General features: G+C 71.0%; 14 protein-coding genes. 13 read left to right on the top strand and 1 reads right to left on the bottom strand.

From position 1 onward, the window contains the following. Window positions 1–173: 173 nt before the first annotated feature. The 11 genes from rpmB to mutM all read left to right on the top strand — a co-directional run bounded on the left by rpmB (window position 174) and on the right by mutM (window position 12,189). Window positions 174–359, top strand: coding sequence for a 50S ribosomal protein L28 (gene rpmB / locus ACZ5PB_RS35295; protein WP_015036441.1), 186 nt, complete (start codon window positions 174–176; stop codon window positions 357–359). A gap of 152 nt (window positions 360–511) precedes the next feature. Further along, a complete protein-coding gene (locus ACZ5PB_RS35290) occupies window positions 512–3,667 on the top strand; it encodes an AfsR/SARP family transcriptional regulator (RefSeq protein ID WP_468696942.1) in 3,156 nt (1,051 codons plus the stop codon). A 56-nt stretch (window positions 3,668–3,723) separates the two neighbouring features. Next, window positions 3,724–5,937, top strand: a complete 2,214-nt coding sequence (gene recG / locus ACZ5PB_RS35285) for an ATP-dependent DNA helicase RecG (protein ID WP_468696941.1) — start codon at window positions 3,724–3,726, stop codon at window positions 5,935–5,937. Window positions 5,938–6,042: 105 nt separating this feature from the next. After that, window positions 6,043–6,954 (top strand): META domain-containing protein, encoded by a 912-nt coding sequence (locus ACZ5PB_RS35280; RefSeq protein ID WP_468696940.1) that lies wholly within the window; start codon window positions 6,043–6,045, stop codon window positions 6,952–6,954. 160 nt (window positions 6,955–7,114) lie between these two features. After that, window positions 7,115–7,699: a 16S rRNA (guanine(966)-N(2))-methyltransferase RsmD gene (rsmD, locus tag ACZ5PB_RS35275; RefSeq protein ID WP_468696938.1), complete on the top strand. Its 585-nt coding sequence runs from the start codon at window positions 7,115–7,117 to the stop codon at window positions 7,697–7,699. Between the two features lie 26 nt (window positions 7,700–7,725). After that, complete coding sequence (coaD, locus tag ACZ5PB_RS35270; protein WP_468696937.1) at window positions 7,726–8,226, top strand: pantetheine-phosphate adenylyltransferase; 501 nt, start codon at window positions 7,726–7,728, stop codon at window positions 8,224–8,226. A 91-nt stretch (window positions 8,227–8,317) separates the two neighbouring features. Next, window positions 8,318–9,406 (top strand): cell division initiation protein, encoded by a 1,089-nt coding sequence (locus ACZ5PB_RS35265; protein WP_468696936.1) that lies wholly within the window; start codon window positions 8,318–8,320, stop codon window positions 9,404–9,406. A 158-nt stretch (window positions 9,407–9,564) separates the two neighbouring features. Then, a complete protein-coding gene (locus ACZ5PB_RS35260; RefSeq protein ID WP_468697056.1) occupies window positions 9,565–10,203 on the top strand; it encodes a YceD family protein in 639 nt (212 codons plus the stop codon). A gap of 2 nt (window positions 10,204–10,205) precedes the next feature. Continuing rightward, window positions 10,206–10,379: a 50S ribosomal protein L32 gene (rpmF, locus tag ACZ5PB_RS35255; RefSeq protein WP_003965982.1), complete on the top strand. Its 174-nt coding sequence runs from the start codon at window positions 10,206–10,208 to the stop codon at window positions 10,377–10,379. 19 nt (window positions 10,380–10,398) lie between these two features. After that, the gene (gene rnc / locus ACZ5PB_RS35250) at window positions 10,399–11,211 is read left to right on the top strand and encodes a ribonuclease III (protein ID WP_468696934.1); all 813 of its coding nucleotides are present in this window, start codon (window positions 10,399–10,401) and stop codon (window positions 11,209–11,211) included. Window positions 11,212–11,334: 123 nt separating this feature from the next. Further along, window positions 11,335–12,189: a bifunctional DNA-formamidopyrimidine glycosylase/DNA-(apurinic or apyrimidinic site) lyase gene (gene mutM / locus ACZ5PB_RS35245; RefSeq protein WP_468696932.1), complete on the top strand. Its 855-nt coding sequence runs from the start codon at window positions 11,335–11,337 to the stop codon at window positions 12,187–12,189. A 48-nt stretch (window positions 12,190–12,237) separates the two neighbouring features. On the opposite strand, the gene ACZ5PB_RS35240 is transcribed toward mutM, so the two are convergent. Continuing rightward, window positions 12,238–13,176 carry a CAP domain-containing protein gene (locus tag ACZ5PB_RS35240; protein WP_468696930.1) on the bottom strand — a complete coding sequence of 313 codons (939 nt, stop codon included), beginning with the start codon at window positions 13,174–13,176 and terminating at the stop codon, window positions 12,238–12,240. 132 nt (window positions 13,177–13,308) lie between these two features. Between ACZ5PB_RS35240 and ACZ5PB_RS35235 the strand changes: the two genes are divergently transcribed. After that, complete coding sequence (locus ACZ5PB_RS35235) at window positions 13,309–13,602, top strand: acylphosphatase (RefSeq protein ID WP_468696929.1); 294 nt, start codon at window positions 13,309–13,311, stop codon at window positions 13,600–13,602. Window positions 13,603–14,006: 404 nt separating this feature from the next. Next, entirely contained in the window at window positions 14,007–14,228 is a 222-nt protein-coding gene (locus ACZ5PB_RS35230; RefSeq protein ID WP_468696928.1) for a hypothetical protein, read from the top strand. Window positions 14,229–14,569: the final 341 nt, after the last annotated feature.

The raw sequence follows: 14,569 nt of genomic DNA, 5'->3' as shown, positions 1-14,569 counted from the left end.
CCGGGGCGGGGGTCCCCCGAGCCGTGGTAGTTTCGTTGTACGAGAGCAGTCGTTGTATGCTGCTCCGGTTGCCCGATGAAAATCGGGACATTCCCCCGGCTACGCCACAAGATCTTCGGATCCTCGGCATGCCGGAATTCACTGTAAGTGCATCTGAAGTCTTTGGAGTGACCGTGGCTGCCAACTGCGACGTCTGCGGCAAGGGGCCGGGCTTCGGCAACAACATTTCGCACTCGCACCGCCGTACCCCGCGTCGTTGGAACCCCAACATCCAGCGCGTGCGTGCAGTGGTCGGTCGGACGCCGAAGCGGCTTAACGTCTGCACCTCGTGCATCAAGGCCGGCAAGGTCTCGCGCTGACGTCTAGATAGCGCGGCCACCTAGCTGGTTGCTTAAAGGACCGGTCCACCCTCGGGTGGGCCGGTTTTTTTCTTGCCCTTTTGCTCGTCCTTTTTCTTGTCCTTTACGTCCGGACCACGCTCCGGACCTGCGCGGAGCAGCAGAATCGGCGGGTGCGCTTCGAACTGCTGGGCCCCATCGAGATCCGTACCGACGACGGCTCCGCCCTCGACCCCGGCGGGGAACGGCCCCGGGCCCTGCTCGCCCTGCTGGCGCTCGAAGCGGGCCGTCCGGTCTCCCCGGAGCGGCTGAAGGACGGGCTGTACGGGGACCAGCCGCCGGCCGGGGCCGCCAACGCCCTCCAGTCGCAGGTCTCCCGGCTGCGCAGGCGGCTGGGCGCCGAGGGCCTGCGGATCGAATCGCTGCCCGCCGGATACCGGCTCGACGCCGCCCCGTCCGACGTGGACGTGCACCGGTTCGCGGAGCTGGCGCGGGAGGGGCGCCGGGCGCTGCGCACGGGCGAGTGCGGGCGGGCCGCCGAACTGCTGCGGGAGGCGCTCGGGCTGTGGCGGGGGCCCGCGCTCGCCGACCTGGACCGGCTGCCGTTCGCGCGGGCGCGGGCGCGGCGGCTGGAGGGGGAGCGGCTGGACGTACGGGAGGACCTGGCGGAGGCGCGGCTGGGGCTGGGGCCGGAGCTCGGCGGGGCGGCGGGGCCGGCCGGGGAGGCGGGTGCCGCGCTGGTGGGGGAGCTGCGCGAGCTGGTCTCCGTACATCCGCTGCGGGAGCGGCTGTACGGGCTGCTGATGCGGGCGCTGCGGGCGGCGGGGCGGCCCGCCGAGGCGCTCGCCGTGTACGAGGACGCCCGGCGGGCGCTCGGCGAGGCGCTGGGCGCGGACCCCTCGCCGGAGCTGGCCGCCCTGCATCTGGAGCTGCTGCGTCCGGAGCGGGCCGCCGCCCCGCGCCCGGTGCCCGCCGGGCTCACCGGAATCGTCGGGCGCGCACAGGAGCTGGCGGACCTCGGGGAGCTGCTCGGCAGCACCCGGCTCATCACCCTCACCGGACCCGGCGGCGCGGGCAAGACCCGGCTCGCGGTCGAGACGGCGGCGCGGTGGACGGGCGAGGTCTGTTACGTCGAGCTGGCGCCGGTGCCGGACGCCGCCGGGCTGCCGTACGCCGTGCTGGCGGCGCTCGGGGTCCGCGAGAGCGGATTCCAGGAACGGCAGGGCGCGGCGGACGTCACGCAGCGGCTGGTGGCCGCGCTCGCCGCGTACGAAGGGCGGCGCCTGCTGCTCCTGCTGGACAACTGCGAACACCTGGTGGACGCCGCCGCCCGGCTGACCGGAGTCCTCCTGGCCGGCTGCCCGGGTCTCAGGATCCTGGCCACCAGCCGCGAAGGGCTCGGCATCACGGGGGAGACCCTGGTCACAGTGGGACCGCTCGGCATGCCGGAGGCCGTCCGGCTCTTCCAGGAACGGGCGGCGGCGGTACGGCCCGGCTTCGTACTGCGCCCCGGTGAGCACGGCCACGCGCGCGTGGAGCACATCTGCGCCGCCCTGGACGGGCTGCCGCTCGCGGTGGAACTGGCCGCCGCCCGGCTGCGTACCCTCACCGTCGACGAGATCGCGGACCGGCTCGACGACCGGTTCCGGCTGCTGTCGCGCGGCGACCGTACGAAGGCGGCCAGGCACCGCACGCTGCGGGCGGTGGTGGAGTGGAGCTGGGAGCTGCTCGACGAGGCGGAACGGGAGCTGGCACGGCGGCTGACCGTGTTCGCCGGGGGAGCGACGGCCGGTGCGGTGGAGCGGGTGTGCGGGGGCGAGACCCCAGAGAACGCAGAGAACGCCGCGACCGCAGAGAACGCCGCGACCGCAGAGAATGCCGAGGACACGGACGGGCTGCTCGCCTCGCTGGTGGAGAAGTCCTTCGTCCAGTCGGTGGACGGACGGTACCGGATGCTGGAGACGATCCGGGTGTACTGCGCCGGGCAGCTGGGCGGCGAGGAGCGGCGGCTGCGGGCCGCCCACGCCGCGTACTTCCTGGAGCTGGCCGAGACCGCCCAGCCGTTGCTGCGCGGGGCGGACCAACTGCCCTGGCTGGCGCGGCTCGACGCCGAGCACGCGAACCTGCTGGCGGCGGTGCGCGGCGGCGACCCGGCCGTGGCCCTGCGGCTGCTGGCCTGCCTGACCTGGTACGCGCCGCTGCGCGGGCGGGCCGGGGAACTGGCGGAAGTGGCAAGGGAGTTGCTGGCGAAGGTGGGGGAGGAGCCGCCGGAGGGCCTCGTCGAGGAGTACACGCTGTGCCTGCTGGCAGCGGCCGGGAACCGGGACGGGGGCGGTGCCTGGGAGGACCTGGCCGCCCGCGCCGACGGCCTCATGCGTGGCCTCGCGGGAAAGCTGCGCAAGCCGCACGCCCTGGTGCTCTGGGCGCTGGCCGCCGGACCGCGTACGGACCCGGAGACGACGGAGTCGGCCGAGTCCGGGTACCTCGGCAAGGACCCGTGGGCGGTCGCGCTGCTGCGGCTGGGCCGTGGCTACCAGGACCTCTTCGGGGGCCGGCCCGGGCCCGCGGAGGAGGCGTTCGAGGCGGCGCTCGCCGGATTCCGGGAGGCGGGCGACCGGTGGGGCATCGCCAACGCCCTCGACTCGCTGGCCACCTTCGCGCACTGGCGCGGGGACGGCGCACGGGCGCGCGCACTGCTCGACGAGGCGCTCGTCCTCGTCACGGAGCTCGGGGCGCCCGAGGAGACGGCCGACATGCTGCTGCGGCTGGGCACGGTCCTGCTGCACGCGGGTCAACAGGAGGAGGCCGTGCGCCTGTTCACCAGGTCGGCGGAGCTGGCCGGGAAGATCGGCGTACCGGACAAGACGACGGGCGCGCTGCGCGGTCTCGGGGACGCGGCCCGCCTCTCCGGGGACACCGCACGCGCGCGTGCCCACTACGAGGCGGCGCTCGAAGGGTGCACCGCGACCTGGTTCAGCGTCGGCGAGGCACTGCGGGTCTTCCTCGGGCTCGGGCGCACCGAATGGGCGGAGGGAGCACAGGGGGCGCCGGGCGCGGCTGCCCGGGCACACGAGTGGTTCGACCAGGCGGCGGTGCTGGCCGAGGACCAGCCAGGCCGCCCCGTCCTCGCGGAGATCGCCGAAGCCCGCGCGGAAGCGGTCCCTCCGGAGCGGGCGGCCGAACTGCTGGGGCAGGCGGAGCGGCTGCGGGGAGCGGCGGCGCTGGGCGATCTCGACGTCGCACGGGCCAGGGCGGCGGCCCGCGCGGGCCTCTCCCGCGCCGCCTACGAGAGGGCGTACGCACGCGGCGTGGCCGGGGAAGCACGGTAATCGCGGTAGTCGCGGTATCCGCGCTCATCCCCGGACTGTCAGACCCATGGTGTCCAATGGATCTCGTGCCCTCGCTCGACGAACCACTCAAGAAGACACTCGGCGGCACCACCGCGAAGGTGATGGCCGAGCACCTCGACCTGCACACGGTCGGTGACCTGCTGCACCACTACCCCCGGCGGTACGCCGAGCGAGGCGAGCTCACCCAGCTCGCCGACCTCCCGCTCGACGAGCACGCCACCGTGGTCGCCCAGGTCGCCGACGCCCGCGTCCTGCGCTTCAACAACGGCAAGGGGCAGCGCCTCGAAGTCACCCTCACCGACGGCAGCGGCCGCCTCCAGCTGGTCTTCTTCGGCAAGTCGCTCTACCACCACCAGAAGGAACTGCTGCCGGGCCGCAAGGGCATGTTCTCCGGCAAGGTCGGCGTCTTCCGCAACATCCGCCAGCTCTCCCACCCGGCGTACGAGATGCTCGGCAAGGACGCGGGCGAGGACGCCGTCGCGGCCTGGGCGAACCAGCTCATCCCGCTCTACCCGGCCTGCGCCCAGATGGAGAGCTGGAAGATCGCCAAGACCGTCGACCTGGTCCTGGCCTCCATGGAGGCCACCGGCTGGTCGGAGCTCGTCGACCCGCTGCCGGACACGCTGCGAGAGGGCCGGGGCCTGATCCCGCTGCCCGACGCCTTCCGCGAGATCCACCGGCCGCGCAACAAGGCGGAGATCGCCGAGGCCAGGGACCGGCTCAAGTGGGACGAGGCGTTCGTCCTCCAGGTCGCCCTGGCCCGCCGCCGCTTCGCCGAGACCCAGCTCCCGGCCGTCCCCCGCACCCCGTCCCCCGACGGCCTCCTCGACGCCTTCGACGCCAAGCTCCCCTTCACCCTCACCGAGGGCCAGCAGAAGGTCTCCAAGGAGATCTTCGACGACCTCGCCACCGACCACCCGATGCACCGCCTCCTCCAGGGAGAAGTGGGTTCCGGGAAGACGATGGTCGCCCTGCGCGCCATGCTCACCGTCGTCGACGCGGGCGGGCAGGCGGCCATGCTCGCGCCCACCGAGGTGCTCGCCCAGCAGCACCACCGGTCCATCGTGGAGATGATGGGCGAGCTCGCCGAGGGCGGCATGCTCGGCGGGTCCGCGCTCGGCACGAAGGTGGTGCTGCTCACCGGGTCGATGGGGATGCCCGCCCGGCGCCAGGCCCTGCTGGACCTGGTGACCGGTGAGGCCGGTCTCGTCATCGGCACGCACGCGCTGATCGAGGACAAGGTGCAGTTCCACGACCTGGGGCTGGTCGTGGTCGACGAGCAGCACCGGTTCGGCGTCGAGCAGCGCGACGCGCTCCGGTCCAAGGGCAAGCAGCCCCCGCACCTCCTCGTCATGACGGCGACGCCCATCCCGCGCACCGTCGCCATGACCGTCTTCGGCGACCTGGAGACCTCCGTACTGGACCAGCTCCCGGCCGGGCGCTCGCCGATCGCCACCCATGTCGTCCCCGCCAAGGACAAGCCGCACTTCCTGGCCCGCGCCTGGGAGCGGGTACGCGAAGAGGTGGAGAACGGGCACCAGGCGTACGTCGTCTGCCCGCGCATCGGCGACGGCGAGGACGAGCCGAAGAAGAAGTCCAAGAAGGCCGCCGAGGACGCCGAGGACCCCGAGAAGCGGCCGCCGCTCGCCGTCCTGGAGATCGCCGACCAGCTCCGGGCGGGCCCGCTGGCCGGACTGCGCGTCGAGGTCCTGCACGGGCGGATGCAGCCCGAGGACAAGGACGACGTGATGCGCCGCTTCTCCGCCGGCGAGGTGGACGTCCTGGTCGCCACCACCGTCATCGAGGTCGGCGTCAACGTCCCCAACGCCACCGCCATGGTGATCATGGACGCGGACCGGTTCGGCGTCTCCCAGCTCCACCAGCTGCGCGGCCGGGTCGGCCGTGGCTCCGCCCCCGGACTGTGCCTGCTGGTCAGCGAGATGCACGAGGCGAGCCCTGCCAGGGCCCGGCTGGCCGCCGTCGCCGCCACCCTCGACGGCTTCGAGCTCTCCCGCATCGACCTCGAACAGCGCCGCGAGGGCGATGTGCTCGGCCAGGCCCAGTCCGGCGTCCGCTCCTCGCTGCGGGTGCTCGCCGTCATCGAGGACGAGGAGGTCATCGCGGCCGCCCGCGAGGAGGCGGTGAAGATCGTCGCCGCCGACCCCGAACTGGAACGGCTGCCGGAGCTGAGGACGGCGCTGGACGCGCTGCTGGACAAGGACCGGGAGGAGTACCTGGACAAGGGCTGAGGTGCACCCGTTCGCCCCAACTGCCCCTTATCTTTTATGAGTTGACTCGAACATCAGGGGTACACAGGATCATCACGGCACATCCAGAACTCTCCTGGGGGCACGATGAACCACAGCTCGTTACGCAGTACCCGCAGACGTCCGCTCGCCCGCGCCGCGGCGGCTCTCGGCCTGGCCCTGGCCCTCGCCTCCGGCGCGCTGGCGACGGCCGGGACGGCGCAGGCGCAGTCGGTCGAAACCGGGTCGCTCAGCTTCTCGGGCGACGCCGACGACTACATCAGCCAGGGCCGGCCGCACGCGTACTCCATCGCGAACAAGGACCAGCTCACCGTCACCAGCAACAAGGACCAGAACGTCATCTCGGTGTCGGTCAACGGAGCGGACGGCTCCCGGTGGTCGCTCGACCTCGCGGACGGCAAGGCCCTGAAGGCGGGCAGCTACACCGGCGCCATCCGCTACCCCTTCAACGACGCCGGCCAGCCCGGCCTCGACCTGAGCGGCGACGGCCGGGGCTGCAACACCCTCACCGGCTCCTTCGACATCGCCCAGGTCGCCTTCGGGCCCAACGGCTATGTCCACAAGCTCGACGCCACCTTCGTGCAGCACTGCGAAGGAGGCGAGGCCGCCGCCAGGGGCGAGATCCACCTCTCCAACCCGGCGCCGCCCGCCGAGCTCTCCCTCGGCCTCGACGTGTCCCTGGAGGGCCAGGCAAGCGCCCTGAACGGCAAGGCCACCGTGCACGGCAAGGTCAGCTGTGACGTACCGGCCCAGGTCGAGGTCGCGGGCGACGTGACCCAGGTGAAGAAGAAGGTCATCATCCGCGGCGCGTACAGCGCCAGCGTGGCCTGCACCCCCGGCGCCCCCGTCCCGTGGACGGCCAAGGCCGTGCCCACCGGAACCACCCCGTTCCAGAAGGGCCTGGTCGAGGTCGAGGCACGGGCCTCGGCGGTCGACCCGAACTACGGGAACACCGTGACGGTCTCCCGGACCGAGGCGGTCCGCCTCGTCAGGGGCTGAGCCCACCAGCACCACCGCCCCACCAGCTCACCGCTCCACCAGCACCACCGGCCCCGGCCGCGCCCGCCCGCGCGGCCGGGGCCGACGCCTGCCGTGGGGGCGGTGAGCTGAGAGACTGGTCCCACCAGCCACTCAGTGCACCGACCAAGGACCTCACCAGATGACCCGCGTGATCGCAGGCACCGCCGGCGGACGACGATTGGCCGTGCCGCCGGGCAACGGCACCCGCCCCACCTCCGACCGGGCGCGCGAAGGCCTCTTCTCCACCTGGGAGGCGCTGCGCGGCACCCTGGAGGGGGTCAGGATCGCCGACCTGTACGCGGGTTCCGGGGCCGTCGGCCTCGAAGCGCTCTCGCGGGGCGGGGTGCACGCACTGCTCGTCGAGGCCGACGCGAAGGCCGTCCGGACGATCCGGGACAACGTCCGCACCCTGGGACTGCCCGGCGCCGAGGTACGGGCAGCCAAAGCGGAGCAGGTCGTGACCACTCCGCCGCCCGCCGAGCCGTACGACATCGTCTTCCTGGATCCGCCGTACGCGGTCACCGATGACGATCTTCGGGAGATTCTCCTCACACTCCACGCCCAGGGGTGGCTCGCCGAGGACACGATCGCCACCGTGGAACGCAGCACCAGGGGCGGAGAATTCAACTGGCCCAAGGGATTCGAGCCGTTGCGGGCCCGTCGCTACGGCGAGGGAACGCTTTGGTACGGTCGCGCCGCCTCGTCGTGCGAAGACGCACGATGACCGGACCGGAGAGCGAGGGACCACAGATGCGCCGAGCAGTCTGTCCCGGGTCGTTCGACCCCATCACCAACGGACATCTCGACATCATCGGCCGGGCTTCCAGGCTGTACGACGTGGTGCACGTCGCGGTGATGATCAACCAGTCGAAGAAGGGCCTGTTCACGGTCGAGGAGCGGATGGATCTGATCCGCGCCGCCACCGCCGACTACGGGAACATCGTGGTGGAGTCCCACCACGGCCTCCTCGTCGACTTCTGCAAGGACCGCGACATCCCCGCGATCGTCAAGGGGCTGCGCGCGGTCAGCGACTTCGACTACGAGTTGCAGATGGCCCAGATGAACAACGGCCTCTCGGGCATCGAGACCCTGTTCATACCGACCAACCCCACCTACAGCTTCCTCTCCTCCAGCCTGGTCAAGGAGGTCGCGGCCTGGGGCGGCGACGTCGCCCACCTGCTGCCGGAGCACGTCCACGAGGCGCTGACCGCCCGCCTCCAGGAGAAGAAGTCCGGAACCCAGGCCAACTGACGTTCCGTCACCCGGTGTCGGGCGGGAGCCGACTGGCCGTACAGTCGTCCCGTCCGTCTCCAAACCAGGCCGAGAGAGTGGCGAGCACACGGTGGACGTGCAGAAGAAGCTCGATGAGATCGTCGACGCGATCGGCAGTGCCCGGTCCATGCCCATGTCGGCCTCGTGCGTGGTCAACCGCGCCGACCTGCTCGACATGCTGGAAGAGGTGCGCCAGGCGCTGCCCGGCTCCCTCGCCCAGGCGCAGGAGCTGATCGGCGGCCGCGAGCAGCTGGTCGAGCAGGCCCGCCAGGAGGCGGACCGGATCATCGAGTCCGCGCACAGCCAGCGCGGCGACCTGATCTCCGACACCGAGGTCGCCCGCCGCTCCCAGGCCGAGGCCGACCGCATCCTCGCGGAGGCCCGCAACGAGGCCGAGGAGATCCGCGCGGAGGCCGACGAGTACGTCGACTCCAAGCTGGCCAACTTCGAGGTCGTCCTCACCAAGACCATCGGCTCCGTCGGCCGGGGCCGCGAGAAGCTGCTCGGCAGGGGCCCCGGCCTCGACGAGCAGGGTTACGCCGACGAGGACGCCCCGGAGTACAGCCCGGACCCCTCCACCCTGCTGCACCGCGCCGACGAGTACGTCGACACCAAGCTGGGCGCCTTCGAGGCCGTACTCGCCAAGACCCTCGAAGCGGTCGGCAAGGGCCGGCAGAAGCTGCACGGCCGGATCGCCTCCGACGACCTCGGCGCACACATGGCCGAGCAGGACGGCCTCGACCACTCCCAGCTGCGCGGCAGCGACGCCGACTTCCTGGCCGACCTCGCCGAGCCGCAGCCGGCCGTGCCCGCCGCCCCCGCCGCGGCCCCGGCGCACGCCCCGGAACCCCCGCGGGCCCAGCCCCACGTACCGGCCCAGCAGCAGCCCTACGACCCGTACGCGGCGCCGTACCAGCAGCCCCAGGACGCGTACGCCGCCTCGTACCAGCAGCAGGACCCGTACGGCTACCAGCAGGACCCCTACGCGGCCGGCTACCCGCAGCAGGGCTACGACCAGTACGGCCAGCCCGTACAGCAGCAGACGCAGCAGCACCAGCAGCCGCACCAGCCGCAGCAGGGCGCCCTCGACGAGACCAGCATGTTCGACACGAGCATGATCAATCTCGACCAGCTCCGGGAGTACGAGCAGGGTCGTTAGGACCGGATTGGGCCCTGGGCGAAGCGTCAAGTATCCTGGCTCTTCGTCGCGGACCACGTCTGCGATTTCGGCTGCCCGATTCGCCGTCGACGTACCTCCGACGTACTTCGATCGCCACGGCAGCCCGTCTCCACAGCAATCCGAAAGCAGGAAATCCCCTGAGTACGCACCTCGACCACCGCAACCCCCTCGTGTTCGACACACACGAGCTGGGCCGGCGTCCCGGTGCGCTCCAGCGGCTGACCCGCTCCGCGGAGGCCCCCAAGGACTTCGGTGTCGAAGGGGTCATCGGCGTACCGGAAGGTGCGCCCTTGGAGATCAGGCTCCGCCTCGAATCCGTCATGGAAGGGGTGCTTGTCACAGGCACCGTCCGTGCCACGGGTGAGGGGGAGTGCGTAAGGTGTCTGGAGCCGGTGCGGCTTGACGTCGCAGCGGACTTCCAGGAGATGTTCTCGTACCCTGACGCCGACGACCGGGGCCGTGCAAAAGCGGAACCGGGCGACGACGCCGAGGACGACGAGGACACACTCTTCCTCGAGGACGGCTTGTTCGACCTCGAACCCGTGCTGCGTGACGCGGTAGTGCTCGCACTGCCGATGCAGCCGGTGTGCCGGGAGGACTGTGCAGGTATGTGCTCGCAGTGCGGGACCAGCCTGAACGAGAACCCGGACCACCACCATGACGCCGTCGACATCCGTTGGGCGGCACTGCAGGGACTCGTCGAGACCGGCCAGGTCGACGAGAAGGACAACGTGGACGACGCTGAATCTGGCGTCGACGAGAAGCAGGAGAAGTAGCCGTGGCTGTTCCGAAGCGGAAGATGTCGCGCAGCAACACGCGCCACCGCCGGTCGCAGTGGAAGGCTGCGGTCCCCACCCTGGTGTCGTGCGAGCGCTGCCAGGAGCCGAAGCTCCAGCACATTGCGTGCCCGAGCTGCGGCACGTACAACAAGCGCCAGGTCCTCGAGGTCTGAGCGGCTGGTGAGAGGCACCATGTCTGAGTCACACAAGACGGACAATGCCTCGTCTCACACGCTTCTGGAAGGGCGGCTCGGGTATCACCTCGAGTCCGCCCTTCTGGTGCGTGCGCTGACCCATCGTTCGTTCGCGTACGAGAACGGCGGTCTGCCCACCAACGAGCGGCTCGAATTCCTCGGGGATTCGGTGCTCGGCCTGGTGGTCACCGACACGCTGTACCGGACCCACCCCGACCTCCCGGAAGGCCAGTTGGCCAAGCTCCGGGCCGCGGTGGTCAATTCTCGTGCGCTCGCGGAGGTGGGCCGCGGCCTCGAACTCGGCTCCTTCATCCGGCTCGGCCGGGGTGAAGAGGGCACGGGAGGCCGGGACAAGGCATCCATCCTCGCCGACACCCTGGAAGCGGTGATCGGTGCGGTCTATCTCGACCAGGGTCTGGACGCCGCTTCCGAGCTGGTGCACCGGCTCTTCGATCCGCTGATCGAGAAGTCGTCCAGCCTCGGCGCCGGTCTGGACTGGAAGACCAGTCTCCAGGAGCTCACCGCGGCCGAGGGGCTCGGTGTTCCCGAGTACCTGGTCACGGAGACGGGCCCGGACCACGAGAAGACCTTCACTGCTGCCGCCCGCGTCGGTGGTGTCTCGTACGGCACCGGCACCGGCCGCAGCAAGAAGGAAGCGGAACAGCAGGCGGCGGAGTCCGCGTGGCGCGCGATCAGCGCGGCCGCGGCGGAGCGAGAAGCGGCGGCGAAGGCCGGCGCGGACGTTCCGGCAGTCACCGCCCCGGACGCCCCGGCGCCCGAGTCCGACGACAGCACGTCGCCGGTCGCCTGACCGCGAAAACCTGAAGCAGTACGGCATCAAGCAGTACGCATCACCGTCCGGCCCCGCTACGACCCTCACGGGTGGTAGCGGGGCCGGACGCATACCCGAACCCTTTTCCCGAGGAGAGCAGAAGTGCCCGAGCTGCCGGAAGTGGAAGTCGTACGCCGAGGCCTGGAGCGGTGGGTCACCGGGCGGACCGTCGCCGAGGTCGAGGTGCTGCACCCGCGCGCGGTGCGCAGGCACCTCGCGGGCGGCCCCGACTTCGCCGCCCGGCTGACGGGGCACCGCGTCGGGGCGGCCATGCGGCGCGGCAAGTACCTGTGGCTGCCGCTGGACGACGCCCCGCTCGCGGTGCTCGGCCACCTCGGGATGAGCGGGCAGCTCCTCGTACAGCCGCAGGAGGCCGCCGACGAGAAGCACCTGCGGGTCAGACTGCGCTTCGCCGACGTCCTCGGTACCGAGCTGCGCTTCGTCGACCAGCGCACCTTCGGCGGGCTCTCGCTGCACGACACCACCCCCGACGGCCTGCCCGACGTCATCGGGCACATCGCCCGCGACCCCCTCGACGAGGCCTTCGACGACGCCGCGTTCCACACCGCGCTGCGGCAGCGCCGTACGACGGTCAAGCGCGCCCTGCTCGACCAGTCCCTGATCAGCGGCGTCGGCAACATCTACGCCGACGAGGCGCTGTGGCGCTCCCGGCTGCACTACGACCGGCCCACCGGGACCATGACCAAACCCCGCTCGGCCGAACTCCTGGGGCACGTGCGGGACGTGATGAACGCGGCCCTCGACGTCGGCGGCACCAGCTTCGACAGCCTGTACGTGAACGTGAACGGCGAGTCCGGCTACTTCGACCGCTCGCTCGACGCGTACGGCCGCGAGGGCAAGCCCTGCCACCGCTGCGGGACGGAGATCCGGCGCCGCCCGTGGATGAACCGCTCCAGCTACTTCTGCCCGAAGTGCCAGCGGCCGCCGCGACCGTAGGAGGTCGGCGGCGGCCGGCGGGACGACGGGGCGACGGGACGAAAGGGATCAGAAGCCGAAGTCCTGCGTCCACCACGGGCCGCCCTCGGCCATGTGCACACCGACGCCCAGCGTCGTGTAGTCGCAGTTCAGGATGTTCGCGCGGTGGCCCTCGCTCTTCATCCAGGCGTCCATCACCGCCTGGGCGTCGGCCTGGCCGCGCGCGATGTTCTCGCCGCCCAGGTCCTTGATGCCCACCTTGGCGGCGCGGTCCCACGGGGTCGCGCCGTCCGGGTCGGTGTGGTCGAAGAAGCCGCGCGAGGCCATGTCCCGGCTGAAGGACGCGGCCAGCGAGGCGAGGCCGGTGTCCGGGCGGACCGGGCTGCAGCCAGCCTTCGCGCGCTCCTGGTTCACCAGGGAGAGCACGGCGGCGGCCGCGTCGTTCGCCGAGGCGAGGGCCTGGGTCCGGCGGCGCTCCGGGGTGGCGGGCGCCTTCGGTGCGGCCGGGGTCTCCGCGCGCTTCGGGGCGTCCGTCTTCGGCGTCTCGGCGGGCGCCTTCTTCGCGCCGTCGACCGTCTGCTTCTGCGAATCGGCGGCCGGAGTCTTCGGCGTGCCCGACGGGGAGGTCTTCTCCGGAGGGGTCTGCGAAGGCGTCTTGGACGGGCCCTGCGCGCGCTCCCCGCCCCGGGCGGAGGCGGGGGCCGATGCCCGGTCGGTGGGGGAGGCCGAGGCGTCGCCCTGGGCCTTCAGGTCCACGGCGCCGCCGGCCGTCACCCGGTCCCCGGAGCCGTTGCCGCCGCCCCCGAGGCCGAAGTTCTCGGTGCCGGGAAGGATTCCGGAAGCAACGGCCACGGCCCCGAAGGCCACGGCGGCGGAGACTCCGAGCAGTCCGGTCCGCACGGGCGCGGCCCGCTTCCTGCGGCGGTCACCGCCCCGGATACCGCCTGCCTGGGCTTCCGCGGTCACGTCTGCGGCGGGCCCGGCGGCAGTGCGTCGATGGCGTCCCATCTGCTGTGCCTTCCTCAAACTCGACGGTCAATGTGTTCACCCATATGGATGAGGCTCATTGGGTCGGGACTGTACGGCATGACGTGTGGGGGTGAAGTGTCTCGTGAGCATTTGGCCGGTTAGCGTGCAGTCATGAACGAAGATGCACGACCGGACGCGCGACTCACCGCTTGGGTACGCGGCCGAGTACAGGGAGTGGGCTTTCGCTGGTTCACCAGGGCAAACGCACTGGAGATCGGCGGCCTCGCCGGCTTCGCCCTCAACCTCGACGACGGACGCGTGCAGGTGGTCGCCGAGGGGCCGCGTGAGAATTGCCACCGGCTGCTCCAGTGGCTGCACTCCGACGACACTCCCGGCCGGGTCGACGGTGTCACTGAGATATGGGGCACACCGCGTGGGGGCTACACCGGCTTCGCGATCCGCTGACCCGGCCGGTCCCTTCGTACTCCAGTAGTAAGGAGGGGACGCCCGTGCGGGGTGCCACGGGCACCTGCGTTCGGCGGGAATGCCCTGGTGGTTGCCAGAAACGGGTTGTCGTGGAAGGCTGCCCGTACGAGGATGATCTCCAAGCCCCCAGGGCCCCGCAGGTTGAGCGACGCCGTTGTTTCCACGGCCGAACGCTCCCGGGAAGCCCGTCGATACGGGGTGTGATCGTGTTGACCGTCAAACTTTTTGGTGAGACTCTGGAATCCCCGCGCACCTTAGCTGTTTGGCAGCGAGAACAAGTGAGAACCGCAGTGAATCAACATCACTGCCAAGCACCGCGGGTGCGATTCCCTCACGACCCACACCGCTCTCGGTCGGTCACTCAGTGTGGAGGACCACTCATCATGGCAAAGGCGCTTCTCGGTTACGTCGGCGGCTCCGACCCGCGACTCCTCGCCGAGATGCGACGGCTTCAGCAGCGAGTCCAGGATCTGGAGTCCGAGCTCAACCGGATCCAGAACGAGAACGACTCGCTCACCGCCGCCGCTCAGCACCGCGGAGACACTTCTCTGCTCGACGAGGACTTCGACATCGAGGTCCCGCAGGCGGAGCCCGCACTCACCTGATCCCGCTCATCTGATCCCGCTCCTCCTCGGACCGGTTTCATCATCGGAATCTCGGTACCTCGGTAACACGGGCGGCTTCCCGGTACCCGGTACCCCGGTACTCCTGTATCTCGGGCAAGGAAAATCCTTGGGCATCGCCCTGCCCCGAAGCAGTCGCAGCGAGATCTGCAAGGGGCGCTCCGGCGTCCCTTCTTTCTTTGCCGCGCCTTCGCTTCGTGTTCTCGTTTCCTCGACGTTCCCTCAACATCTGATGTGCCCTGCACCTTGATGGGTGAAACCGCCGGCGCCGCGGGCGTGGCGCGCACCGCCGGTGCGGATGCGCGGTGGCGGAAGTGTGCAGG

The sequence above is a fragment of the Streptomyces sp. NPDC032721 genome, assembly GCF_055579625.1.
This window is presented reverse-complemented; position numbering and strand designations above follow the sequence as displayed.

What these genes read in the sequence shown, in the direction of transcription:
- recG (WP_468696941.1), top strand. Translation starts at nt 3,724, where the DNA reads ATGGATCTCGTGCCCTCGCTCGACGAACCACTCAAGAAGACACTCGGC.
- ACZ5PB_RS35280 (WP_468696940.1), top strand. Translation starts at nt 6,043, where the DNA reads ATGAACCACAGCTCGTTACGCAGTACCCGCAGACGTCCGCTCGCCCGC.
- rsmD (WP_468696938.1), top strand. Translation starts at nt 7,115, where the DNA reads ATGACCCGCGTGATCGCAGGCACCGCCGGCGGACGACGATTGGCCGTG.
- coaD (WP_468696937.1), top strand. Translation starts at nt 7,726, where the DNA reads ATGCGCCGAGCAGTCTGTCCCGGGTCGTTCGACCCCATCACCAACGGA.
- rnc (WP_468696934.1), top strand. Translation starts at nt 10,399, where the DNA reads ATGTCTGAGTCACACAAGACGGACAATGCCTCGTCTCACACGCTTCTG.
- ACZ5PB_RS35240 (WP_468696930.1), bottom strand. Translation starts at nt 13,176, where the DNA reads ATGGGACGCCATCGACGCACTGCCGCCGGGCCCGCCGCAGACGTGACC.
- ACZ5PB_RS35235 (WP_468696929.1), top strand. Translation starts at nt 13,309, where the DNA reads ATGAACGAAGATGCACGACCGGACGCGCGACTCACCGCTTGGGTACGC.
- ACZ5PB_RS35230 (WP_468696928.1), top strand. Translation starts at nt 14,007, where the DNA reads ATGGCAAAGGCGCTTCTCGGTTACGTCGGCGGCTCCGACCCGCGACTC.